The sequence below is a fragment of the Methylobacterium sp. AC315 genome, from assembly GCF_979253755.1.
This window is the reverse complement of record NZ_CEEDEA010000008.1, coordinates 106,541-128,118: the sequence shown is the minus strand read 5'-3', so window position 1 is coordinate 128,118 and position 21,578 is coordinate 106,541. Positions and strand designations below refer to the sequence as shown.

Annotated in this window: 20 protein-coding genes and 1 pseudogene; 7 read left to right on the top strand and 14 right to left on the bottom strand. The window is 70.7% G+C overall.

Annotated features, from left to right (window positions below):
* Nucleotides 1-15 precede the first annotated feature (15 nt).
* From AC0IY0_RS15670 to AC0IY0_RS15615, 12 genes are all read right to left on the bottom strand, one after another.
* Nucleotides 16-810: a nucleotidyltransferase family protein gene (locus tag AC0IY0_RS15670; RefSeq protein WP_147908061.1), complete on the bottom strand. Its 795-nt coding sequence runs from the start codon at nucleotides 808-810 to the stop codon at nucleotides 16-18.
* A gap of 2 nt (nucleotides 811-812) precedes the next feature.
* Nucleotides 813-1,928, bottom strand: a complete 1,116-nt coding sequence (locus tag AC0IY0_RS15665) for a CgeB family protein (protein WP_147908060.1) — start codon at nucleotides 1,926-1,928, stop codon at nucleotides 813-815.
* Nucleotides 1,929-1,935: 7 nt separating this feature from the next.
* A complete protein-coding gene (locus AC0IY0_RS15660) occupies nucleotides 1,936-2,520 on the bottom strand; it encodes a histidine phosphatase family protein (RefSeq protein WP_147939317.1) in 585 nt (194 codons plus the stop codon).
* Nucleotides 2,517-3,629: an inositol-3-phosphate synthase gene (locus AC0IY0_RS15655; RefSeq protein WP_147908059.1), complete on the bottom strand. Its 1,113-nt coding sequence runs from the start codon at nucleotides 3,627-3,629 to the stop codon at nucleotides 2,517-2,519. Before AC0IY0_RS15655 ends, AC0IY0_RS15660 begins: the two co-directional genes overlap by 4 nt.
* Nucleotides 3,630-3,698: 69 nt before the next feature.
* Complete coding sequence (locus AC0IY0_RS15650; RefSeq protein WP_147939319.1) at nucleotides 3,699-4,727, bottom strand: UDP-glucuronic acid decarboxylase family protein; 1,029 nt, start codon at nucleotides 4,725-4,727, stop codon at nucleotides 3,699-3,701.
* Between the two features lie 34 nt (nucleotides 4,728-4,761).
* On the bottom strand, nucleotides 4,762-5,889 hold the full coding sequence (locus AC0IY0_RS15645; RefSeq protein WP_471764496.1) for a CgeB family protein: 1,128 nt from the start codon (nucleotides 5,887-5,889) through the stop codon (nucleotides 4,762-4,764).
* Nucleotides 5,886-6,980, bottom strand: a complete 1,095-nt coding sequence (locus AC0IY0_RS15640) for a CgeB family protein (RefSeq protein ID WP_471764494.1) — start codon at nucleotides 6,978-6,980, stop codon at nucleotides 5,886-5,888. The genes AC0IY0_RS15645 and AC0IY0_RS15640 overlap by 4 nt, the downstream gene beginning before the upstream one ends.
* Complete coding sequence (locus AC0IY0_RS15635; protein WP_471764492.1) at nucleotides 6,977-8,089, bottom strand: CgeB family protein; 1,113 nt, start codon at nucleotides 8,087-8,089, stop codon at nucleotides 6,977-6,979. The genes AC0IY0_RS15640 and AC0IY0_RS15635 overlap by 4 nt, the downstream gene beginning before the upstream one ends.
* The gene (locus AC0IY0_RS15630) at nucleotides 8,086-9,237 is read right to left on the bottom strand and encodes a glycosyltransferase family 4 protein (RefSeq protein ID WP_471764490.1); all 1,152 of its coding nucleotides are present in this window, start codon (nucleotides 9,235-9,237) and stop codon (nucleotides 8,086-8,088) included. The genes AC0IY0_RS15635 and AC0IY0_RS15630 overlap by 4 nt, the downstream gene beginning before the upstream one ends.
* The gene (locus AC0IY0_RS15625; protein ID WP_147908054.1) at nucleotides 9,222-10,514 is read right to left on the bottom strand and encodes a TIGR04295 family B12-binding domain-containing radical SAM protein; all 1,293 of its coding nucleotides are present in this window, start codon (nucleotides 10,512-10,514) and stop codon (nucleotides 9,222-9,224) included. Before AC0IY0_RS15625 ends, AC0IY0_RS15630 begins: the two co-directional genes overlap by 16 nt.
* Nucleotides 10,511-11,620 carry an SDR family NAD(P)-dependent oxidoreductase gene (locus AC0IY0_RS15620; RefSeq protein WP_471764488.1) on the bottom strand — a complete coding sequence of 370 codons (1,110 nt, stop codon included), beginning with the start codon at nucleotides 11,618-11,620 and terminating at the stop codon, nucleotides 10,511-10,513. Before AC0IY0_RS15620 ends, AC0IY0_RS15625 begins: the two co-directional genes overlap by 4 nt.
* Complete coding sequence (locus tag AC0IY0_RS15615; protein WP_419830972.1) at nucleotides 11,617-12,744, bottom strand: SDR family NAD(P)-dependent oxidoreductase; 1,128 nt, start codon at nucleotides 12,742-12,744, stop codon at nucleotides 11,617-11,619. The genes AC0IY0_RS15620 and AC0IY0_RS15615 overlap by 4 nt, the downstream gene beginning before the upstream one ends.
* Before the next feature lie 548 nt (nucleotides 12,745-13,292).
* Between AC0IY0_RS15615 and AC0IY0_RS15610 the strand changes: the two genes are divergently transcribed.
* Together AC0IY0_RS15610 and AC0IY0_RS15605 are read left to right on the top strand one after the other, a co-directional pair.
* Nucleotides 13,293-14,078 carry a Crp/Fnr family transcriptional regulator gene (locus AC0IY0_RS15610; RefSeq protein WP_471764486.1) on the top strand — a complete coding sequence of 262 codons (786 nt, stop codon included), beginning with the start codon at nucleotides 13,293-13,295 and terminating at the stop codon, nucleotides 14,076-14,078.
* On the top strand, nucleotides 14,075-14,323 hold the full coding sequence (locus tag AC0IY0_RS15605; protein ID WP_147908051.1) for a hypothetical protein: 249 nt from the start codon (nucleotides 14,075-14,077) through the stop codon (nucleotides 14,321-14,323). The genes AC0IY0_RS15610 and AC0IY0_RS15605 overlap by 4 nt, the downstream gene beginning before the upstream one ends.
* A gap of 169 nt (nucleotides 14,324-14,492) precedes the next feature.
* Here AC0IY0_RS15605 and AC0IY0_RS15600 read toward each other — a convergent pair whose 3' ends face one another.
* Nucleotides 14,493-16,823: an FdhF/YdeP family oxidoreductase gene (locus AC0IY0_RS15600; RefSeq protein ID WP_246692046.1), complete on the bottom strand. Its 2,331-nt coding sequence runs from the start codon at nucleotides 16,821-16,823 to the stop codon at nucleotides 14,493-14,495.
* Between the two features lie 176 nt (nucleotides 16,824-16,999).
* Here AC0IY0_RS15600 and AC0IY0_RS15595 point away from each other — a divergent pair, with 176 nt between their 5' ends.
* The 5 genes and pseudogenes from AC0IY0_RS15595 to AC0IY0_RS15575 all read left to right on the top strand — a co-directional run bounded on the left by AC0IY0_RS15595 (nucleotide 17,000) and on the right by AC0IY0_RS15575 (nucleotide 20,726).
* On the top strand, nucleotides 17,000-17,170 hold the full coding sequence (locus tag AC0IY0_RS15595; protein WP_246692700.1) for a hypothetical protein: 171 nt from the start codon (nucleotides 17,000-17,002) through the stop codon (nucleotides 17,168-17,170).
* 241 nt (nucleotides 17,171-17,411) lie between these two features.
* The gene (locus tag AC0IY0_RS15590) at nucleotides 17,412-18,008 is read left to right on the top strand and encodes a TetR/AcrR family transcriptional regulator (protein ID WP_471764483.1); all 597 of its coding nucleotides are present in this window, start codon (nucleotides 17,412-17,414) and stop codon (nucleotides 18,006-18,008) included.
* Between the two features lie 136 nt (nucleotides 18,009-18,144).
* Nucleotides 18,145-18,387, top strand: coding sequence for a hypothetical protein (locus tag AC0IY0_RS15585; protein WP_471764481.1), 243 nt, complete (start codon nucleotides 18,145-18,147; stop codon nucleotides 18,385-18,387).
* 99 nt (nucleotides 18,388-18,486) lie between these two features.
* Nucleotides 18,487-19,169: pseudogene (locus tag AC0IY0_RS15580) on the top strand (type 1 glutamine amidotransferase domain-containing protein).
* A 147-nt stretch (nucleotides 19,170-19,316) separates the two neighbouring features.
* A complete protein-coding gene (locus AC0IY0_RS15575; RefSeq protein WP_147910856.1) occupies nucleotides 19,317-20,726 on the top strand; it encodes an amidase in 1,410 nt (469 codons plus the stop codon).
* A 110-nt stretch (nucleotides 20,727-20,836) separates the two neighbouring features.
* Here the strand turns inward: AC0IY0_RS15575 and AC0IY0_RS15570 are convergent, their stop codons facing one another.
* Entirely contained in the window at nucleotides 20,837-21,019 is a 183-nt protein-coding gene (locus AC0IY0_RS15570; RefSeq protein ID WP_003600567.1) for a DUF3606 domain-containing protein, read from the bottom strand.
* Between the last annotated feature and the right edge of the window lie 559 nt (nucleotides 21,020-21,578).

Genomic DNA, 21,578 nt, shown 5'->3' with positions numbered 1-21,578 from the left:
GGCTTCCTCCGGGCGTCAGGGGATGGACAGCGCGCAGGCTTTCGCGGCGGGCTCGCCGAGGGAGAGGCGTCCGGGTCCTCCGGTCCGCTCGGCCTCGCCGAGGAGCGCGATGGCGGCGCGATACCCGTCGAGGGTACCGGCATCGACGTAGGATCGTCCGGCCCGGATCCCCCGCGCCTGCCCGCCCCCGGCCAGGTAGGCGTTGACCAGGGTGCCGACATAGTCGTCGGCGCAGCCCCGCGACTGCCAGAGCGCGTGCAGCGCGCCGAGGGTTCGCCCCGGCATCTTGAAGGCCCCCCAGATCCAGCGGGAGGTGGCATCGCTGCGCTTCACCTGGATCTCCGTGATCCGGTCCTGCGCATCCAGGACGACCGCGTCGAAGCGTTCAGGCCGATCCACGGGGAAGAGCAGGAACGAGAGGATCGCGTCCGGAAGCGTCGTCAGGGCGTCTTCCGGAAACCAGATCGTGTCGGGAAGCCCCACGATCACCGGCTCGTCGGGGCCGATCAGCGGAAGGGCGCGGAACACCGCGTCGCACAGCCCGCTCGCCCGCGGCTGAACCACGTAGGCGATCGGAACGCTGCCGTAGCCGGCGCCGTAATACTCGACGATGTCGGACTTGCCCGGTGCGATCACGAAGCAGATCCGCGTGACCCCCGCGCGCAGCATCCGCTCCACCAGGTATTCGCTCACGGCGCAGGGGCGTGCCGCGCCCTCGCGCAGGCGGCTTCCGACCGGCAGCAGCTCCTTCGAGAAGGCAAGGGGCTGGATGCGGCTGCCCAGGCCCGCCGCCGGCACGATTCCCCACATGCTCAAGGCTCCGCGCTGAGTTCGGGCTGGCGCGCATCGACGGCGGATGCGCATCCGGGCAGGTCCGCGAGGATCCGCTCGAGGGCATCGACCCGCCGGGCCGCGGTGTGATCGGTCAGGGTCCGGTCGCGGCCCGCCTCCGCGACCCGCCGGAGTTCGGTATCGGTGAGGTCCATGGCGGCGCAGACGTCGTCCGCGTCGCGCGCGATCAGGATCTCCGCGCCGGGCCGGTAGAAGGCATCGAGCCCGGCCCAGTCGTCGCTCAGCACGGCGGCGCCGCAGGCCGCGGCCTCGAACACCCGGCCGGACGGGCACCACCCCGTCTCGGCCATGGCGGCCCGCGTCACGTTGAGCGTGAGCCGCGAGGAGGAGAAGAAGGCGGCGTGCTCCTCGGGGACGACGTGATGCACGAAGTGGATGTTCGGCCCCCAGGGGAAGTCCGCGGGGTATTGCGCCCCGCCGATCAGGAAGCGGCGCTCCGGACGGCGCCGGGCCGGCTCGACGAGGAGGTCCGCGACGCCGGCCTGCCGGTCGGCCGCGTAGGTCCCGAGATAGGAGAGGTCCGAACGGTAGCGCACGATGGCGGCCGCGGGGCGGTGCACGGCGGGGTCGACATGCCCGTAGAGCGGCGCCACCCGGCCTGCCCCGAGCTCGTCCCGCAGGGCGGTCAAGGCGCGGCCGCCGGTGTAGCTCAGCACGAGGTCGAAGCCGGCCAGACCGTCGGGCCCGATATACGAGACCGCCTCGCCGCGCCGCAGGCGCGCCAGCGTCACGGGCGTGTCGAGGTCGTAGAAGACCCGCTTCGCCCGAGAGGCGTTGAGCACGAGATCGGTGGCCGCACCCGCGTCCGGGCAATAGGACGTCACCATGGCGACATCCGCGTCGGCCAGCTCGCGCGCCGCGCGGGCCTCGACCGCACTCCAGGCCTCGAACAGGACGAGCTGGCCGCCTGGCAGCGCGGCGAGGTCGCGATGCGCGCGGTAATACGGCACGTCGCGCTCGAAGAAGACGACGTGATGCCCGCGTTCCGCCATGGCGCGGCAGAGGCCCCGCCACAGGGTCGCATGACCGTTGCCCCAGGCGGAGCTGACGGTGAGTCCGAAGACGATCAGCTTCATCGTGGCCTCATGCGATGGCCGGTTGCTCGTTCAGGCCGAGGAGGCGCCCGCCCCCCGGCCAGAGTTCCACGAGGCTCAGCGAGCCGGGATCGACCGCGATCCGGTCGTAGGCGTCGAGGGACAGCCCGAGGACCGTCACGAGGGCCGCCCGGATCACGTCGCAGTGGCTCACCAGCACGCAGGTCCCGCTGAGCCGCTCGAGGAGCCCGAGGATGCGGCCCTGCGCCTCCGCCATGCTCTCCCCGCCCGGCGTACGGGCCGTCGCACGCGCCTCGTTCCAGCACCGCCAGAGCGGGTCGTCCGCGAGGTCCGCGAAGCTGCGGCCGGTCCAGTCGCCGAACGCGATCTCGTTGAGTTCCGGCGCGACGGCGATCGGCCGGCCCAGGCGAGCCGCGATGGGCTCGGCGGTCTCCAGGGCGCGCCGCTGCGGGCTGGACAGGATTTCGGTGGCGCCGGAGCCCGCGAGCCGGCCGGCCAGCGCCGCCGCCTCGGCGTGGCCGCGTGCACCGAGCGCAACACCGGGCATCCGCCCGCACAGGACCCCGTGCACGCGGTCGTGCGACGCGTGGCGCACGAGGTAGACCCGGGTCACGTCGGCTCCGGCGACCCGGACGGCTCCGGATCGGGCAGGCCGGCGATGAATCGGAGCGCCCGCTCCCGCGCCTCGTGATCGGTGAACTGGCGCGGCGGCGCCTTCATGAAGTAGCTCGACGGGCCGATCAGGGCGCCTCCGGTGCCACGGTCCCGGGCGAGCTTGGCGCAGCGCACGGCATCGATCACGATGCCGGCCGAGTTCGGCGAATCCCAGACTTCGAGCTTCAGCTCGATGTTGAGCGGCGTTCCGCCGAAGGCCGTGCCCTCGAGCCGGATATGCGCCCATTTGCGATCGGTGAGCCACGGCACGTGGTCGCTTGGACCGACATGGATGTCGTGAGGGGCGAGGGGCACGTCGAGCTGGCTGGTGACGGCGCGGGTCTTCGAGAGCTTCTTCGATTCCAGCCGCTCCCGCTCCAGCATGTTCTTGAAATCGGCGTTGCCGCCGAAGTTGAGCTGGTAGGTCCGATCGAGGCGGACGCCGCGCTCGCGCAGGAGGTTGGCGAGCATCCGGTGCACGATCGTGGCGCCGACCTGGCTCTTGATGTCGTCGCCGATCAGCGGCAGCCCGCGCGCCTCGAACCGCGCCCGCCATGCCGGGTTCGAGGCGATGAAGACCGGGATGCAATTGACCAGTGCGCAGCCCGCCCGCAGGGCGCAGTCGGCGTAGTATTCGGCGGCGCGCTCGGAGCCGACCGGCAGGTAGCAGACGAGGACGTCGGTGCGGGTCCGCTCGAGTTCCGCCGCGACGTCGATGGGCGTCTCGTCCGATTCCGGCACGTCGGCCCGCAGGTAGGTCCCGAGCCCGTCAAGCGTCGGCCCGCGCCGCACCACGACCCCGCTCGCCGGCACGTCGGCGAAACGCTGCGTGTTGTTCGGCGGCGCGAGGATCGCATCCGCGAGGTCGCGCCCGACTTTTCCGGCGTTGATGTCGAAGGCGCAGACCACCTCGATATCGGCGACGTGATAGCCGCCGAGCGCGACGTTCATCAGCCCCGGCACGGTCTCTTCGGGGCTCGCGGCACGGTAGTAGTGCAGGCCCTGCACGAACGATGAGGCGCAGTTGCCGACGCCGACGAGGCCGACGCGTACTTTCGGTCCACCCATCACGACCTCCACGGGCGCACTGGCATTCGGGTTGCGGACGGCGATCGATGTTCTCCCGCGGGGGCGCCGTCACTCCGCGGCAAGGATGCGGTCCCGCGGCGGCTGCGCCGGTGTTGCGACCTCCGGCGGCGCGACCTCCTGGGGCGCGACCTCCTGCGCGAACCAGGCGATCGTGGCCGTGAGTCCGTCCTGGAGGGCCACGGTGGGGGACCAGCCGAGCAGGTCCCGCGCCCGCGTGATATCGGGCTTGCGGCGGCGCGGATCGTCGATCGGGAGCGGCCGCTCGACCACCCGCGAGGCGGTCCCCGTCAGGCCGACGACGCGCTCGACCAAGTCGCCGATCGTCAGCTCGCTCGGGTTTCCGAGGTTCACCGGGCCGCCCGGCACCGTGTCCCGCGCCATCAGGCGCATCAGGCCGTCGACCAGGTCGCTGACGTAGCAGAACGAACGGGTCTGGCTGCCGTCGCCGTAGATCGTGATGTCCGAGCCCGCGAGGGCTTGGCAGATGACGTTCGAGACGACGCGCCCGTCATCCGCGCGCATGCGCGGCCCGTAGGTGTTGAAGATGCGGGCCACCCGCACGTCCGTGCCGTGGCCGCGCTCGAAGTCGAAGACCAGGGTCTCCGCCGCCCGCTTGCCTTCGTCGTAACAGGCCCGTGGGCCGGTCGGGTTCACGTTGCCCCAGTAGGATTCCCGCTGCGGGTGGACATCGGGATCGCCGTAGACCTCGCTGGTCGAGGCCTGGAGGAAGCGGGCTCCGTCCGCCCGGGCCCGTTCCAGCAGGCGGTTGGTCCCCAGCACGCTGGTCATCATCGTGTGGACCGGGTTCGCCTGGTAGTGCGGCGGCGAGGCCGCACAGGCGAAATTGAAGATCCGGTCGAACCGCGGCAGGTGCGGCAGCGGATCGACGAGGTCCGCCTCCAGGAAGTCGAAGCGGGGCTCGCGCCGAAGATGATCGAGATTAGCCTGGCGCCCGGTCAGAAGGTTGTCGAGGCAGGTCACGCGTGCGCCGTCGGCGATCAGAGCATCGGTCAGGTGAGAGCCGATAAAACCGGCTCCTCCTGCCACAAGAACTTTGAGTTCCCTCTCTCCCGGCATGACGCTATCCTTTTCTGAGACCAATCTCTATTGATCAGACCATCGGCGACATTTCGCCAAGTACTGGTCGCGCTGCGATGTTCCCGCGGCGGCCGGCGGCTTCGCGCAGGTGGGCCTCGAGTTCCGCGGCCCGGTGCCCGGCGCTGTGGCGCGCGAGAACCCGGGCGCGCGCGGCGTCCGCGAGCCTCCGGCGCTCGGTCTCGGGCTGCCCTTCGAGCAGGCCCAGGACCTCCCCGGCGGTCTCGACCGGCAGGATCTCGCGCCCCGGAGCCAGCACGGTCTCCAGGCCGTCCCAGCGGTCGGTGAGGATCGGCGTGCCGCAGGCGGCGGCTTCGAACAGGCGGACGCTCGGGCTGTAACCGGCTCGGATCATGTCGGCCCGGGTCACGTTCAGCGTGTAACGGCTCGCCGCGTAGAAGGCCGGGTGATCCTGCGGCGCGACGTGTTCGATCCGCTCGACGTTGCGCGGCCAGTCCACGGCGTCGGGATATTGCGGGCCCGCCACCACGAAGCGCAGGTGCGGGGCCTGCCGGGCCGCGTCCACGAGGAGCCGCGTCAGGGTCGGCTGCCGATCCGGGCTGTAGGTCCCGAGATAGGAGAGGTCCCAGCGCGCGTCCCGCGCCAGCGCCGGATATGCTTCGGGATCGACCGAGCAATAGAGCTGGCGCGCCGCGGGCGAGCCGTAGCGCGCCTCGATCCGGCGCAGGGTCGGACCGCCGGTGAAGGATAGGTAGAGGTCGTAGGCGCGGATCAGGTCGGGCGTGAGATACCCGTGGTCACGGGCCTCGAGCTTCGCCAGGGTGACGGGCGTGTCGATGTCGTAGAAGGCGCAGACCGATCGGGTCCAGGCGCGGACGCGCCGGCCGACCGCGGCGCCCTCCGGCACGTAGGAGCCCACGATCACCGCGTCGGCGGCGGCGATCCGGTCGCGGAACCGTTCGAGATCCGCGAGATCGCGGTAGAAGGCGAGGTCGCAATAATCCGGGGCCGTCAGATCGCGGTGCTCGGCGTACCAGGGCAACTCGCGCTCCAGGAACAGGATCGCGTGCCCGCGCCGGGCGAAGGCCTTCAGGAGCGCCCGGTAGGTGGTGGCGTGGCCGTTGCCCCAGGACGAGGACAGGCTGAGCCCGAGGACGACGAGACGGAGCGGGGCGCCGGTCACGCGACGCTCCGTTCGCGCTTGCGCGCGCAGACCGCGCGCAGGATCGCGTCGACCTCCGCGCCCCGATGCGCGTAGGTGTGTTCGCGGGTGATCCGGGCGCGGGCGGCGGCTCCGATCGAACGCGCGCGCTCGGGGGTCAGCCCGGCCACGTGGTCGGCGACGTCCTGGCCGTCGCGGGCGACCAGAACCTCCGCGCCGTCCCGGAGGAACAGCTCGAGCCCGGTCCAGGCGTCGGTGATCAGGCAGGCGCCGGCGCCCGCCGCCTCGAACACGCGGGTCGCGGGCGAGAAGCCCACCGCCGCCATGCTGTCGCGGGCGATGTTGAGCACCGCGCGCGGCGTCGTGTTGAAGGCGTTGTGCTCGCGCGTGTAGACGTGCCCGAGCGCGCGGACGTTGGCCGGCATGGCCTTGCCGTCCCAGCCGTTGCCGCCGATCAGGAAGGACCGATCCGGCAGCCGCGCCGCGGCGCCGAGGAAGAACGTCTCCACGCGCGCCTCCCGGTCCGGCAGGCGGTTGCCCAGGAAGGCGAGGTCGGCCGCGAAGCGCGGATCGGCCGGAACCGGGTGATGGGTGTCGGGATCGAGCGCGTTGTAGATCGGGATGCAGCGCGCCGCGCCGAGGCCCTCGTACGCGGCGATCACCGGCGGACCGCCGCCATAGGTGAGGACAAGGTCCAGCGCCGGCATCGCGCGGCGCAGGGCGTGCCCCGGATCCTGCGCGATCTCGGCGAGGGTCGCGGGGGCGTCGACATCCCAGAAGATGCGGATCGCGTCGGGACGGGAGGCCGCGACGAGGCCGGCCAGCAACGCGTCGTCGAACACGCCGACGCCGCTCGCCTTCACGACCACGTCCGCCTGGGCCGCCTCCGCCACGACGGCGCGCATCGCCTCCGGCGTCGCGGCATACACGCGCACGTCGGCGTAGGGCGGCGGGTCGATGTCGCGGTGCTTCTGCCGGTCGTAGGCGTCCGGCTCGTAGAAGGTGATGCGGTGGCCGCGCGCCGCGAGGTCCCGCAGCAGGCCGCGGTAATACGTGGCCGCGCCGTTCCAGTAGGAGGAGAGCAGGCTCGATCCGTAGAAAGCGATCCTCATGCGCACCTCTCCTGCAGGGTTGGGGCGCGCAGCCGCTGGACGACACGCAGAAGCTCCTCGGCCCGGTGGCCGCAGGTATGACGGGCTCGGATCACCGCGAGCCCGTTCTGGACGAGGCTGCGCCGCAGTTCGGCATCGTCGCGCAGGGCGCGCAGGGCGCGCTCCATCTCCGCGCCGCTGCGGGCGACGAGGTAATCCATGCCCGGCCGGAACAGGCGCTCGGCATCCTCCCAGGGCGAACAGACCAGGGGGATGCCGCAGGCCAGCGCCTCGAACACCCGGATGGTCGGAATGCCGGGCAGCCGCTCCACGTAGAAGCGGCGCGGCACGTGCACGGTGGCGCTGTGACGGGCGAACAGCGCCGGGGCGGCCGCGTTGGCGGCCCAGCCGTGATAGCGCGCGCCGTAGCGGGCGAGAGTCGCCAGGGCGGCCTCGGGATAGCGAACGCCGTAGACGTCGAGGGGCAGGCCCACCGCCTGCGCGGGCCCGAACAGGAAGCTCTCCAGCTCGGCGCCGCGCTCGTCGTCGCCCCAGTTGCCGATCCAGACCAGACCCTGCCGCGGGCCCTCCACGATCGGCGGATGGAACAGCCGGATATCGGCGGCCTCGTGCCAGACGAAGACCCGGTCGCCCCAGCCCCAATCGCGATACACCGCGGCCAGGGCTTCGCCGAAGGCCAGCACGCCGTCGTAGCCCGACAGATCGAAGCGCCGCATCGTCTCCGGCTCGCTGACCGCCCGGTGATGCGTGTCGTGGAACAGAAGCGTGTCGAACGCGCCGCGCTTGCGGGCCGCGCCGAGCGCCGCGACGAGGGCGGGCGCGTTCCACTCGTGCACGATGACGAGGTCGGCCCGCGCGGCACGCTCCACCGCCGGCTCGATCGCGTCGTAGATCTCGGCCTGCAGCTCCGGGTAGGCGGCCCGGAACGGCGCAAGCCCCGCCTCGCCGTGGTCGCGCATGAGGTTCGCCAGGCTCCAGGCCCCGCGGGGCTCGAACGACTGGACCTCGTGCCCGCGCCGGATCAGCTCGCGGAGGACGCCGCGCAGGAAATGGGCGTTGCCGTGGTTCCAGCACGCGGCGAGCGAGTGGGTGAAGTAGGCGATCCTCATGCGGCCGCTCCCTGTCGGGCGGCGCGAATCCCGGGGCCGGCGCGGAGCGCCTCGAACACGTCGAGGACGGAAGCCGTCGCGGCGGCGACCGTGTAGCGACCCGCCCGTTCCTGCGCCGCCCGCCCGAGGCGCGCACGCCGGTCCGGGTCGGCCGCGAGGCCATCCAGCAGGCCGGCGACCGCGTCCGCGTCGTCGGCCTCGACGAACAGGGCGGCATCCGCCCACACTTCCCGGAAGGTCGGCAGGTCCGACAGCACGAGGGCACAGCCGGCCTGGGCCGCCTCCAGGACGGCGAGGCCGAACGGCTCGTAGCGGGCCAGCGAGACGAAGATCGGTCGCCCGGAGAGTTCCGCCGCGATGCCGGCCTCGTCGAGTTCGCCCAGAACCGTGAGGTGGACCGGCCGGACGCGCTCGCCGTTGGGGCCCGTCACCGGACCGGCCGCCCGCACCGGCAGGGCGGTCCTGGCCGCGACGCGGTCGAGACCGGCGCAGTTCTTGGCCCGGTCCCACAACCGGCCGGCCGTGAAGGCGAAGGGCACCGGATCGGTGCCGGGGGAAGCGACGGAAGCCAGGACAGGGGCCAGCTGCCGCCGACCGTTGTGGACGGCCCTCGGCGGCCGGGACAGACCGTAGGCGCGGGCCGTCGCGTCGGCGAACGCCCGGCTCGGAGCCAGGAGCGCGTCGGCGCGGCGGCACCCGCGAGCGACGAGTTCCGCCCGCCACGCCAGATCCCCGGGGAGCGGCCCGGTCCCGGCCGCCGCCCACCAGGTCGCTACGCAGGAATGGCAGACCGCGACGACGGGCACCGGGAAGTCCGCAGCCGCCGCGAAGGCGGGGCTGTGCAGGTGGACGAGATCGGCCCCGACCGCGCGGGCCGTCCGCGCCAACGCTTCGCCGGCCCCCGTCACCGCGCCGGGATCCGTCGCCATCCAGTCGAGGGGCAGCCCGGTCCTGACGAGGCGGCACCCGGCGGCTTCGGCACGTGCGGCCTGCGCCGCGGACGGGTCCGGACCGAGCACGGCGAGCGTCACGCCGACACCGGCTTCGACGAGCCCCCCGGCGAGGTCGACCGCGTAGGACCAGACGCCGCCGACGGCGTCGGCGGTCATCAGGACGTGGAAGCGCTGCCGCGTCAGGTCCGTCCGCATGCCGCCTCCAGTTCGCGAAGCGTCAGCGGCCGCTCGTCCTGGATGTCGCTGAACGCGTCGAAGAGGCCGAGGTAATGGGCGTGCGCCCGCTCCCAGGCCGCATCGTCCGGCTCGCCCCAGAGGCGCCGGTAATCGGGGGAGCTGGGATAGGGGTAGAGCGGCACGGGATCGTTCGCCCAGACGCCCCGCCCGCGCAGGCGATCGCGCCACTGCGCCACCATCGCGGGGTCGTCGCCCGCGACCTTGATCAGGTTCGCCTGCACGAACGGCACGGTCCTGCGGGCGTGGATCAGCCGCTCTGCGAGTTCGTCGGTGGTGGCGCGGCACTTCTTGTCGAGGGCGGCCCGGCCCTCGACCGTCAGGCTCTCGATGCCGGCCTCGATCGAGACGCATCCGGCCGCCCCGAGCAGATCCAGCATGTCCGGCTTCCACAGGTCGATCCGGGTCTGGATGCCGAAGCGCAGGTCGCGCGCGACCAGGGCTTCGAGGAGCGGCTTCTGGGGCAGGAAGATCTCGTCGATGAAGTAGACGTAGGTGACGCCCTGGGCGATCAGCCCGTCGATCTCGGCGAGGACGGGTTCGAGATCGCGCCGGCGATACGCGTCGCGAAAGTCGATCTTCGCGCAGAAACTGCAGGTATACGGGCAGCCTCGCGAGGCCTCGACCTCGGCGCCGGGACCGTCGGGCTCCCGGTCGAAGCGGTGGTGGTGGTGGGTGTGGCGCGCGATCCACTCCGCCGGCCAGCGCAGTGCCGGGGCATCGCTGAACCGGGCCGCGTGCGGGCCCCCGGTAATCCGCACGCCGTCGTCGTCGCGGTAGGCGATCGACGGCACGCTCCGGAGCTCCTGCGCCTGTGCGAGACGCAGGACGATCTCCTCGCACTCTCCGCGCACGACCGCGTCGACGTCGAGCTTCTCCAGGGTCGGGCGCGGGGTCGCCGAGCCGTGCGGTCCGACCGCGACCGTGCGGCCTCCGCGCCCGGCGAGGGCGTCCAGGAAGGCGCGCGGCACCCGCAATTCCGGTGGGGCGCAGCGCCAGAACAGGTAGGTCGGCGCGGTCGTCACCACGGTCATGTCGGCGCCGAACGCCGCGACCTTCTCGGCGGCCTGCGCGTGCGTGAGCCGGCAGAGGTGCGCATCGAGCATCAGCACGTCGTGGCCCGCGGCGGTCAGGAGCGCGGCGCTGTAGCCGAGTTCGAGCGCGAGATGGGGCTCGCGGCAGCCGAAATAGATGCTGTTGCGGTAATCCCAGGCGGGATTGACGAGGGCGACCTTCATCCGGCCGCTCCCATCAGAGGCCTGTCCCGATCGCGCAGGCCGTGGGTCGCGCCGCCGTCCCGTTCATGGGTGAGCCAGGCAGCGAGATCGGCCACGCCCTGCCGCCACGGCATCGGGGCCGGAAGGCCGAGGATCGCGGCGGCGCGGCGCGTGTCGGACACATAGTAGCGCTGGTCGCCGGCGCGCCACTCCGAGAAGCGGTGATCGACCGGGCGCCCCACGAGCGTCTCGATATGGGCGAGGACCTGGCGCAGGCTCACGGCATTGTCCGGACCGCCGCCGAGGTTGAAGGCCTGGCCGGCGATGCTCTCGATCCGCGCCCAGGCCGCCCGGTAGGCCGCGACCGCGTCCGAGACGTGCAGGATGTCGCGGACCTGCCGCCCGTCCCCGTAGATGCTGATGGGCCGGCCCGCGAGGGCGCTGATCAGGAAATGTGCGACCCAGCCCTGGTCCTCGGTGCCCATCTGGCGCGGGCCATAGATGCAGCTCATCCGCAGGACCGCGGTCGGGATGCCGAAGCTGCGGGCGTAGTCGAGGACGTACTGGTCGGCGCCACCCTTCGAGCAGCCGTAGGGCGTGTGGAAATCGAGGGGCTGGCGCTCCGCGATGCCCCAGCGCCTGATCTCGGGATCGGCGGGGACGTAGGCGTCGTTCGCGGCGGTCAGCGGCAGATCGGGCAGGTTGCCGTAGACCTTGTTGGTCGACGCGAAGACGAAAGGCACCCGCCGCGCGCGCGCGGCTTCGAGCACCGTGATCGTGCCGCCGAGATTGACCGTGAAATCCTCTCGCGGCGCGACGAGGCTCGTGGTCACGGCGACCTGGGCCGCGAGGTGGAAGACGACATCCGCCTCGGCCACGCAATCCGCGACCAGGTCCGCATCGCGAACGTCGCCGGTCACCGCCGTCAGAGCGGCGGGATGGCGCTCTACCAGCCAGGCCAGGTTCGCCGCGACGCCCGGGCGCGCCAGGGTGTCGAGGACGACGACGCGGTGTCCGGCCGAGGCCAGGCTGTCGGCGAGGTTCGCACCGATGAAGCCGGCGCCGCCGGTGATCAGGACGCTGCAGCCGGCCGGGTCGCCCGGCGGGCGGGGGCGGGCCGCCGTCACGCGACGAGCCCCCGGGCTTCGAGTTCCCGGCGGGCCTCGGTCACGCGGTCGACGGCCTGCTGCTCGGCGACCCAGGCCGCCAGTTCGGCGACCCCGTCGGCGAAATCGCGCTGCGGGGCGAAGCCCAGGTCCCGCTGGATTCGACCGATGTCGGCGATGCAGTGCCGGATGTCGCCCGTCCGGGCCTGGGCGATGATCTCCGGCGCGAGATGCGGCTTGCCCATGGCCCGCGCGAGGATCTCGGCGACCTCGCGGACCGACCGGTCCCGGCCGCTCCCGACATTGTAGACGTTCCCGGGTGCCCGCGGGTGCTCGAGCGCCAGCACGAAGGCCTCGGCCACGTCCTCGACATGGACGAAGTCGCGGCGCTGCTCGCCGTCCTCGAAGATCATCGGCGGCTGCCCGTTGTGCAGCCGCGCGGCGAAGATCGCGAGGACGCCCGTGTAGGGGTTCGAGAGCGCCTGCCCCGGCCCGTAGACGTTCCAGAGCCGCAGGGCGACGCCTTCCATGCCGTAGACCGGGCTGAGCGTCAGGGTCAGGCGCTCCTGCACGTACTTGGTCAGGGCGTAGACCGACGCCAGGGTCGGGGCCTTCCACTCGGGGGTCGGCACGGGCACGAGCGGATGCCCTTGCGCATCCACCGGGTCCCAGGGCTCGCCCGGGCGCCTCGGCCCGCGCACCGCGTCCTGGACGATGCTGCCGTCCCCGGCCCGGTAGAGACCCTCGCCGTAGATGCTCATCGAGGAGGCGACGACCACGCGTCGCACCGGCCGGTCGATGAGCTGCTGGAACAGTGCGGCGGTGCCGCAATCGTTGACCGAGACGTACCGCTCGACCGCGTACATGCTCTGGCCGACGCCGACCTCGGCGGCGAGGTGTACGATCGCGCCCACACCGTCCAGGGCTCGTATCAAAGCGGCTGCGTCGCGGACGTCGCCCTCGATGAACTCGACCTCGTGCGGCAACCGTTTCGGTTCTGCTTCCGTCCCGTGAACCTGCTCGATCAGGCTGTCGAGGACACGGACCCTGTAGTTGCGGGTCAGCAGCGCGCGCGCCAGATGGGATCCGATGAAACCGGCGCCGCCGGTGATGAGGACGGTCTCTCTCAAACGCGCTGCCTCCATGCTCGCACGCCCAAGCGGGGATGCGGTCCGGCACAGGTCCAATTCGGTGGATCGAAGCTTCGCAGAAGAAGCCCCGGTTACAGTAGATCGCGCCCCACACCCGCGGGACCGGCAATCGGCTGCAGTCGACAACCTGACACAGCAGGCGCTATGCTGCTGAAAGAGCCTTCGATTTGTTCAACTTACCTCTGAAAATCGAACCGAAAAATATCCTGGTTTAGATTCGGCCGGCGAATTGGCGCCTATTCTGCACATCGGCTCCGTGGCGCCGACATGTCCGCCCGTGGCGCTGAAGCAGGCGATGCAGGGGTGGAATGGCCGTGCAAGGGGTCGCAGAGTCGAGCGGGCGCATGCCCGCATGCATCCGTCGCGGATCAGGCGATCTGCGGCGGACAGGGCCGCTCGGCCCGCACCCCGTGTGCGATATCCGACGCTTTGTATTGCGACCGTTGGACAGGGTATCGATGCACGAAGCGCTGATCTAAACAGCCCCCGCCGGATGGCGAATACGGGATCGTATTCCCCGTGCGTGACCCAGGTGAGAGGCGATGCAGGACGACGATAGGACGAATACCGGTGGCGGTGCGAAGCCTCCCGCCGGGGCAACGAACAATCCTCTGATCGCGAAGCTCGAGAGCCTGGCCAAGCTCTCGGCGGAGGACAAGGACGTGCTGCAGCGGATCAGCGCGAACCCGCAGGTCATCGAGCCCGGGACCGCCCTGATCCGGGAGGGCGACAAACCGGACGGCGTCTACCTGATCCTCGACGGCATCGCCTGCCGCTACAAGCTCCGGGCGAGCGGCGCGCGCCAGATCATGGCCTACCTGGTTCCGGGCGATTACTGCGACCTCGACGTGGCGCTGCTGAAGGCCATGGACCATGCGATCGGCACGCTCTCCACGTGTCACGTGGTGCGGATCGACCTCCTCACCATCCAGGCCCTGCTCGAACGCCATCCCGGCATCACTCACGCCCTGCGGCTGGCGACCCTGGTGGACGAGGCGACCCTGCGCGAATGGCTGGTCAACATCGGCCGCCGCTCCGCGGACGAGCGCATCGCGCATCTGCTCTGCGAATTGCTGTTGCGGCTGCGCGCCGTCGGCCGCACGGCCGGCCAGGGCCAGAGCTACGCGCTTCCGGTCACCCAGGATGACCTGGCCGACACCACCGGGCTGGCCGCCGTGCACGTCAACCGCGTCCTGATCAACCTGCAGCGGCGCGGCCTGATCGCGTTCTCGGGGCAGCAGGTGACGATCTCGGATCTCGCGGGCCTGGAGGCGTTCGCCGAGTTCAAGCCGAACTATCTGCATCTCGGGGGGAGGGACGCGGCATGAGCCTACGCCTTCAACCCGTGCAGGTCGGCACCGGGAGCGAGGATCAGGAGAGCCAGCTCGTCTTTCACGAAGGCTTCCTCGTCGCGGTCCTCGTGCGGCTCTCGGACCTGCACGAGGCCGATGCCGGCAAGTGGTTCCTCGAGGCCGGGTTCGGCGTGGTGGACGATCCGTGCCCGCCGACATTCGCCGACATTGAGGCGGCGCAGGACTGGATCTGCGGACGGCTCGGCCTTCAAGTCGTCTGAGTGCGACCCGCGCCGGGCGGGATCGGGCCGGGCGCGCCGGTCGGATCTCGCCATGAGAGCGTGGGTGAGGCCGCCGGGGCGCGGTTCCTGTCGTCCAGGACGATGCGCGACCTTCCCGATCCGCATCGTCTCTTTCCGAAAGCCGGTGGCCACCTTTCGGGACGATGCGCTAGCCTGCGGCGTCCGCCAGCTGCGGTTCCAGCACGCGGTCGCCTTCCGGGTGCACGGTGACCGGGACGGTCTTGGCCGCGGGCGTCTTGCTGCCGACGGCATAGTGCCAGATCGGCATCAGGACGTTGCATTCCGGGTAGTACCCGCCGATGCACCCGATCGGGACGTCGTAGGCGACGACGAGCATGCCGGCGAGCCGACGGTCGACGCCGTCGTCGGCGCATGTCTTCAGCGTCACGGCCTGCCCGACCTTCAAACCCAGGCGGTCGATGTCCGAGCGGTTCATCAGCACCACCTTGCGGGTGTTGTTGATGCCGCGGAACCGGTCATCGTAGCCGTAGACCGTGGTGTTGAACTGGTCGTTGCTGCGCAGCGTCATCAGGCGCAGCACGTCGTGCCCGACATCGGGCATGTCCGCATCCTCGTCTAGCCCGCCCGGCGTGACGAAATTGGCCCGGCCCGTATCGGTGCGCCACTCGCGCCGCTTCACCGGCAGGTCGCGCTGGAAGCCGCCGGGCTCCCACATGCGCCGCTCGTAGTCCCAGAACGAATCCGGCAGCGTCGCGCTGATCTCCCGGCGGATCTCGGCGTAGTCGGTCATGTAATCCGTCCACCGCACCCGCGGGTTCGGATCGAGCACCTTGAGGGCGAGTTCGCAGATCAGGCGGATCTCGCTGATCAGGTGCGGCGAGGCGGGCTTGCGCAGGCCGCGGTTGCCGTGGACGCAGGCCGAGGTGTCCTCCATGGAGAGGACCTGCTGGCCGGCCGCGGTCTCATCGATCTCCAGTCGCCCGATCACCGGCAGGATGTAGCTGATCTCCCCCGGAAGCAGCGCGCTTCGGTTGAGCTTGGTGATCACGTTGACGGTCAGGCGCAACCGGCGCCAGGCCGGCTCCATCTGACCGTGATCGGGGATGGCGCGCACGAAGTTGCCGCCGAGCATCACGAAGGCCCGGACATCGCCTTTGAGGACGGCCTCGCAGGCCTCGACCGTGTTGTATCCGGGCTCGCGGGGCGGCTCGAAATCGAACTGCTCGCCGAGCCGCGTGAGCGGGAACAGCTCGGGCTTCTCGGTGATCCCGACCGTGCGCTGCCCCTGGACGTTGGAATGCCCGCGCACCGGGCAGATCCCGGCGCCATCGCGACCCATATTGCCGCGCAGCATCAAGAGGTTCACCAGCATCTGCACGGTTTCGACCCCGGCCCGGTGCTGGGTCAGCCCCATGCCGTAGACGCCGATCACGGTCCGCGACCGGCTGTAGACCATCGCGGTCGATTCCATGTCCGCCCGGTGCAGCCCCGAGCGGCGCTCGAGCACGTCCCAGTCTTGTGCCCGCAACCAGGCCACGAAGGTCTCGAAGCCGTGCGTGTGGTCCTTGATGAAGGCTTCATCGAGCACCGCCGCCCCGCCGGCCGTCAGCGCCTCGTCGTGCAGGGCCACCACCGCCTTGCAGATCCCGGTGAGCGCCGCGAGGTCGCCGCCCGCCTTGACCTGATGGTATTGCGAGCTGATCCGGGTGTCCTTGCGGGTCAGCATTTCCGTCGGCGATTGCGGGTTCAGGAAGCGCTCGAGCCCGCGTTCGCGCAGGGGGTTGTATGTGATGATCGGCACGCCGCGCCGACTCGCCTCCTGCAACGGGTGGAGCATGCGCGGCGAGTTGCTGCCCGGGTTCTGGCCGAAGAAGAGCAGGCAGTCGGCCTTGGCGAAGTCGTCGAGCGCCACGGTGCCGATGGCCTGCCCGATGCTCGCCGGCAAGGCGACCGAGGTCGTCTCGTGGCACATGTTGGAACTGTCCGGCAGGTTGTTGTTGCCGTAGATCCGGGCGAAGAGCTGGTAGAGGTAGCTTCCCTCGTTGGACAGGCGGCCGGAGCTGTAGAACACCGTTCCCTTCTTGCGGTCCTCGACCGCGCGCAATTCGCGGGCGATCTCCTCGACCGCATGGCCCCATGACACCGGCACGTAGGTGTCGCTGGTCGCATCGTAGCGCAGCGGATGCGTCAGGCGGCCGGTCTGTTCGAGATGGTAATCGTCCCAGTCGCGGAGTTCGGTCACCGTGTGGGCGGCGAAGAAGTCCGGCGTGCACCGGTGGGATGTCAGCTCCCAGGCGACGGCCTTGACCCCGTTCTCACAGAACTCGAACGGGAGCGGGCTTGCCGGCTTCACCCAGGCGCAGCTGTTGCACTGGTAGCCGTCGACCTTGTTGTGACGCGTCAACGCGACCGGGACACTCGCCAGGACGCCCTCACGCCTCAGGATGTTGCCGACCGAGAACGCCGATCCCCATCCGCCGGAGGGACGTCGGTAGGGCTTGAACGTCGGCTTTTCCAAGAGGCGCACTCCGAACCTGAATGACAAGGAAACACCTGCCGTCGATCCGTGTTTCCCGAAAACCGCACACACTTGCGAATAATACCCACCCATATCTTATGTTTATAACAGAGGTTAATATGACCGTTGGATACGACTACATGCTGAGGAAACCTTCGGGACCCAGTGCCCCGAAGATGTTCCTGGATACGCGCGTGGTGCCGGCCGTCGTCAATATCGCCGGCGGTGTGGAAGTTGCTTTGAACCGGGCCTCGGCACGAACCGGGCTCCACCCGATGCTCCTGCTCGTCGGCATCGCGACCGCGGCGATCGTCGTGGGTCGCCGGGTACGGGGCGGGAGCCGCTAGGCGGGCCGTCGCGGCGCGTGAGGCGCACGTCTTTCGACCCGCCTCCCCCTTGCCCGGCGGCCTTGGTCGCACAGGTTGAGGCCGGCTCGTGCAGACGGACCAGCGCCGACCGGATGTCCGTGGTGCTGCGCCAGCGCGGCCCCGCCACGGATTCGCTTCGCCGGGAGGCTTTCGAAGCCTCGGCTAAAAAAGTAGGGCCCAGGTACTAGACGACCGGTCTAATCAGGGCTATCTCAGCGTCATGGCACGCCTCAACACGCATACCGACACCCGGCAGGAGATTCTCGACACCGCCTACGGCCTGGTGGGCGCGAAGGGGTTTTCCGGGGTCGGGCTCAACGAGATCCTGGCTTCGGCCGGAGTCCCGAAGGGATCGTTCTACCACTACTTCGGCTCGAAGGAGGCTTTCGGCGAGGCGCTCCTGGCCGATTACTTCGAGGGGTATCTCGCCGCTCTGGATGCGACGCTCGCCGAGCCCGGCTTGGACCACGCCGAGCGCCTGATGAACTACTGGCGCAAATGGCAGGCGACGCAGGGCAGCGTCGATTATCAGCGCAAGTGCCTGGCGGTGAAGCTCGCCGCGGAAGTCTCGGACCTGTCCGAGGCCATGCGGCTCGCCCTCAAGGGCGGGACCGCCGGGATCATCGAACGGCTGGCGCGGGCGATCGAGGCGGGGGCCGCGGAGGGCTCCTTGAAGGTGAAGGGCACGCCCCACGCCACCGCCGAGGCGCTCTATCACGTGTGGCTCGGCGCGAGCCTGATGGCGAAGATCGTGCGGACCGACGCGCCGTTCGAGGCCGCGATGACGACGACGCGACAGATCCTCGGACTCGCCTGACGCGAGCCCGAGGTACGGCGCGGGCGGCCGAACCGTGCCTGCTCGTGCCAAACTATTAGACGACTGGTCTACTCAAACGAGCAATGAAGCCTCCCCGAACTGGCGGAGGCGAGGACACCACGCAAGGAGCGAGCTCATGCCCCACGGAACGAAGACTGCAGCCGTCCCCGCCCTCGTCACCGCCGGGTTGATGAGCGCCGCCCTGCTCGGCACCTCCGCGGCCACGGCGCAGGAGCGGATCACCCTGGAGACCATCGGCGCAGTCCGCATGGCCGGCAGCAGGCTCGACGACGGCCGCCGCGTGAACCCGCAGGTTCGGCCGGCGGAGACGGGATCCGCGCAAGAGCAGCGCGCGGACGATCCGTCGAAGGCGCACTGACGCCGCCTCGGCGTCCCCCATGCCATGTGAAATCCCGGCCGATCGATCGATCGGCTGCCGGAAGCTTCCCTTCGACCTGAACGATCACGGAGAACGACAATGAAGATCCTGATGGTGCTGACCTCCCACGATCAGCTCGGCGACACCGGCCGCAAAACCGGTTTCTGGCTGGAAGAGCTCGCCGCGCCCTACTACGTGTTCAAGGATGCCGGCGCCGAGATCGTGCTGGCTTCGCCCCGGGGCGGACGGCCGCCGCTGGACCCGAAGAGCAGCGAGCCGGGTTCCAGACCGACGCGACGCGCCGGTTCGAGGCGGACGAGGAAGCGCTGGCGGCGCTCGAGACCACGACCCGGCTCGATGCCGTCTCCCATGACGGGTTCGACGCCGTGTTCTATCCGGGCGGCCACGGTCCGCTTTGGGACCTCGCCGAGGACCCGGTCTCGATCAGGCTGATCGAGACGACGCTGGCGGCCGGCAAGCCCGTCACCCTCGTCTGCCATGCCCCCGGCGTCCTGCGCCACGCGAAGGCCCTCGACGGGACGCCGCTCGTCCAGGGCAAGGCCGTCACCGGGTTCACGAACACCGAGGAGGAGGCGGTCGGCCTCACCGAGGTCGTTCCCTTCCTGGTCGAGGACGCGCTGCGCCGGAACGGCGGCCGGTTCTCCAAGGCCGGCGACTGGGCGCCGTACGTGGTGGCCGACGGCCTGCTCATCACCGGCCAGAACCCGGCCTCGTCCGGGCCGGCCGCCGAGCGTCTCCTCGCGCATCTCGCGAACGGCTGACGACACCGCCCTCCGTCCCCGGACACCGTCCGCCCGCGCATCCGCGCGGGCGGCGACCGGCCCCGGGGCGACGCCGCCGGCCCGACAGAGGCCCGCACGTCGGCAGAAGCCTCCCCCCTCGACATCCATCGCGAAGGACACCGGCCCATGACAAACGATATCGTCTTCTCGGACGCGACCCAGCTCGCCGCGCTGATCCGCACCCGCCAGGTCTCGCCGGTGGAGGTCATGCAGGCCCACCTCGACCGCATCGCGGCCGTCGATCCCAAGGTCAACGCCATCGTCACCGTGGCGGAGCGGGCGCTCGACGGCGCCCGCGCGGCCGAAGCCGCGATCCTAGCCGGGGGCGAGATCGGGCCCCTGCACGGGGTGCCGTTCACCGTCAAGGATTCGATCGACACCGCCGGCGTCCCGACCCAGCGCGGGTCGCCGATCTTCCGGGGCCGCATCCCCACCGCGGACGCCACGAGCGTCGCCCGCCTCAAGGCCGCCGGGGCGATCCTGCTGGCCAAGACCAACCTGCCGGAATTCTCCTACTGGATCGAGAGCGACAACCTGCTCTCCGGTCGCTCGAACAACCCCTGGGACCTCGAGCGGACGCCCGGCGGGTCGAGCGGGGGCGAGTCGGCGGCCATCGCGGCGGGTATGTCGCCGCTGGGCCTCGGCACCGACCTCGCCATCTCGGTCCGGGGCCCGGCCGCGCAGACCGGGATCGTCTCGCTGAAGCCGACCCACGGGCGGGTGCCGATGACGGGGATCTGGCCGCGCGCGCCGCGGCGCTTCTGGCATGTCGGCCCGATGGCCCGCTCCATCCGGGACCTCGCGCTGGCCTTCTCGCTCCTGTCCGGTCCCGACGGCGAGGACGGCTACGCGTCCCGCACCGTCGCCGCCGATGCCGGCCTGGGCTCCGCGCCCGGCCGTCCGCTCCGGGTGGGCTGGCTGGTCGAGCCGGGCTTCGGCCCGATCGATCCCGAGGTCGCCGCCACCGTCCGGGCGGCGGCCGAGGCCCTCAAGGCCGCGGGCTGCGTCGTGGAGGCCGTGCGCATCCCGGCGCTGGAGCGTGACTTCGCCCTCGACGTCTTCAACACGCTGCACGTCATGGAGATGAAGCCGGCCTTCAGGGAGGCGACGGAGGGCCGGAGCCGGGACGAGATCTACACCATGGCCAGGACCATGCTGGCGCTCCCGGACTCGTCGATGGACGACTACATCGCGGCCGAGCAGGCGGCGGAGCGGCTGCGGGACGGCTACGCCGACTACTTCCGGCGCTACGACGCGCTGATCACCCCGGTCCTGCCGATCCCGGCCCACAAGCACGGCGTCACGCACTTCGTCATCAACGGGCAGACCGTCGACGCCACCTACCTCCAGGGCGCGACCGTGCCGCTGAACGTCACCGGCCTGCCCGGCCTGTCGATGCGGTTCGGGACGAGCGGCGAGGGACTGCCGATCAACGTCCAGGTCGTTGCCAGCTGGCAGGCCGAATCGACGATCCTGCACGTCGCCGCGCTGCTGGAGGCGGCGAGCCCGGTGCGTGGGCTGCACCCGAACCTGTAGGCCGCCGTCGCGCTTGTCCCGCGGGATCGCGCTTACGACGCCGGATGCTGCCTCCAACTCACGATCGGCGCCCCGACCTGACGCGCTGCCCCGTCGGGGCGCAGATGCGCCTACCGCTTCTTGCCCAGCTCCGCGGCGATGTCCTTCGTCATCCGGCCGACCTTCCGATGCGCCGCCGTCAGCTGGTCCTGGGTGACGCCCCAGCGCTTCATCCAGAACTCGACGGCCTTGCGTTCCGACAGATCGAGCCGGTCCTTATCGATGAAGCCACGCTTGTCCTTGAGGCCAGCCATGGGAAATCCTGTTGTGTTGGTGACTGCGGGTTAGGAGGAGGCGCGCGACGAACCTCTCGGGCGCGAGACATGCGGGGGAATCGCAGCGATGCCCAGACCCATGGGGCCACGCAGCGCACCGATGCGGCGGGTTGCCCGGCCGGTCGGCGCTCTTGTGATGGAAGTCGGCGCGCAGGAACGCGGCGCCCTGTGTCGGGCTGCCGGCCATGTCGGGCGCCGCGGCGGGGGAGGCGAAGTCCCGGTGATGGTGCTCGCGCGGGCGCGGCAGACCGGTCAAAGCGGCGTGGATCGGATCCTGCGCGGGCGGTCGCGGACTGTCCGCGAGGGCGTCGCGGGTGGGCGCCCTCGCAAACGGCGCGCTCATCAGGACGACCGATCCGAACACGTCGGGCCGGGCCAGGGAGCAGAAGCCCGCGACCCAGGAGCCGAAATCGTGACCGGCGATGAGCCCGGGAAAGGCGTGAGCATGACCACACTGTGAAGACGTCTGATCCAGTCAGCCCGGGGGCCCGTCCCCATCGCGGTTCAGGCTCCCACACGGATTGAAGTGACGGATCGT

Excerpts from the sequence above, each read along its gene's own strand:
- AC0IY0_RS15670 (WP_147908061.1), bottom strand. The coding sequence starts at position 810 with ATGTGGGGAATCGTGCCGGCGGCGGGCCTGGGCAGCCGCATCCAGCCC.
- AC0IY0_RS15665 (WP_147908060.1), bottom strand. The coding sequence starts at position 1,928 with ATGAAGCTGATCGTCTTCGGACTCACCGTCAGCTCCGCCTGGGGCAAC.
- AC0IY0_RS15655 (WP_147908059.1), bottom strand. The coding sequence starts at position 3,629 with ATGGGTGGACCGAAAGTACGCGTCGGCCTCGTCGGCGTCGGCAACTGC.
- AC0IY0_RS15650 (WP_147939319.1), bottom strand. The coding sequence starts at position 4,727 with ATGCCGGGAGAGAGGGAACTCAAAGTTCTTGTGGCAGGAGGAGCCGGT.
- AC0IY0_RS15640 (WP_471764494.1), bottom strand. The coding sequence starts at position 6,980 with ATGAGGATCGCTTTCTACGGATCGAGCCTGCTCTCCTCCTACTGGAAC.
- AC0IY0_RS15635 (WP_471764492.1), bottom strand. The coding sequence starts at position 8,089 with ATGAGGATCGCCTACTTCACCCACTCGCTCGCCGCGTGCTGGAACCAC.
- AC0IY0_RS15630 (WP_471764490.1), bottom strand. The coding sequence starts at position 9,237 with ATGCGGACGGACCTGACGCGGCAGCGCTTCCACGTCCTGATGACCGCC.
- AC0IY0_RS15625 (WP_147908054.1), bottom strand. The coding sequence starts at position 10,514 with ATGAAGGTCGCCCTCGTCAATCCCGCCTGGGATTACCGCAACAGCATC.
- AC0IY0_RS15615 (WP_419830972.1), bottom strand. The coding sequence starts at position 12,744 with ATGGAGGCAGCGCGTTTGAGAGAGACCGTCCTCATCACCGGCGGCGCC.
- AC0IY0_RS15610 (WP_471764486.1), top strand. The coding sequence starts at position 13,293 with ATGCAGGACGACGATAGGACGAATACCGGTGGCGGTGCGAAGCCTCCC.
- AC0IY0_RS15605 (WP_147908051.1), top strand. The coding sequence starts at position 14,075 with ATGAGCCTACGCCTTCAACCCGTGCAGGTCGGCACCGGGAGCGAGGAT.
- AC0IY0_RS15595 (WP_246692700.1), top strand. The coding sequence starts at position 17,000 with ATGTTCCTGGATACGCGCGTGGTGCCGGCCGTCGTCAATATCGCCGGC.
- AC0IY0_RS15590 (WP_471764483.1), top strand. The coding sequence starts at position 17,412 with ATGGCACGCCTCAACACGCATACCGACACCCGGCAGGAGATTCTCGAC.
- AC0IY0_RS15585 (WP_471764481.1), top strand. The coding sequence starts at position 18,145 with ATGCCCCACGGAACGAAGACTGCAGCCGTCCCCGCCCTCGTCACCGCC.
- AC0IY0_RS15575 (WP_147910856.1), top strand. The coding sequence starts at position 19,317 with ATGACAAACGATATCGTCTTCTCGGACGCGACCCAGCTCGCCGCGCTG.
- AC0IY0_RS15570 (WP_003600567.1), bottom strand. The coding sequence starts at position 21,019 with ATGGCTGGCCTCAAGGACAAGCGTGGCTTCATCGATAAGGACCGGCTC.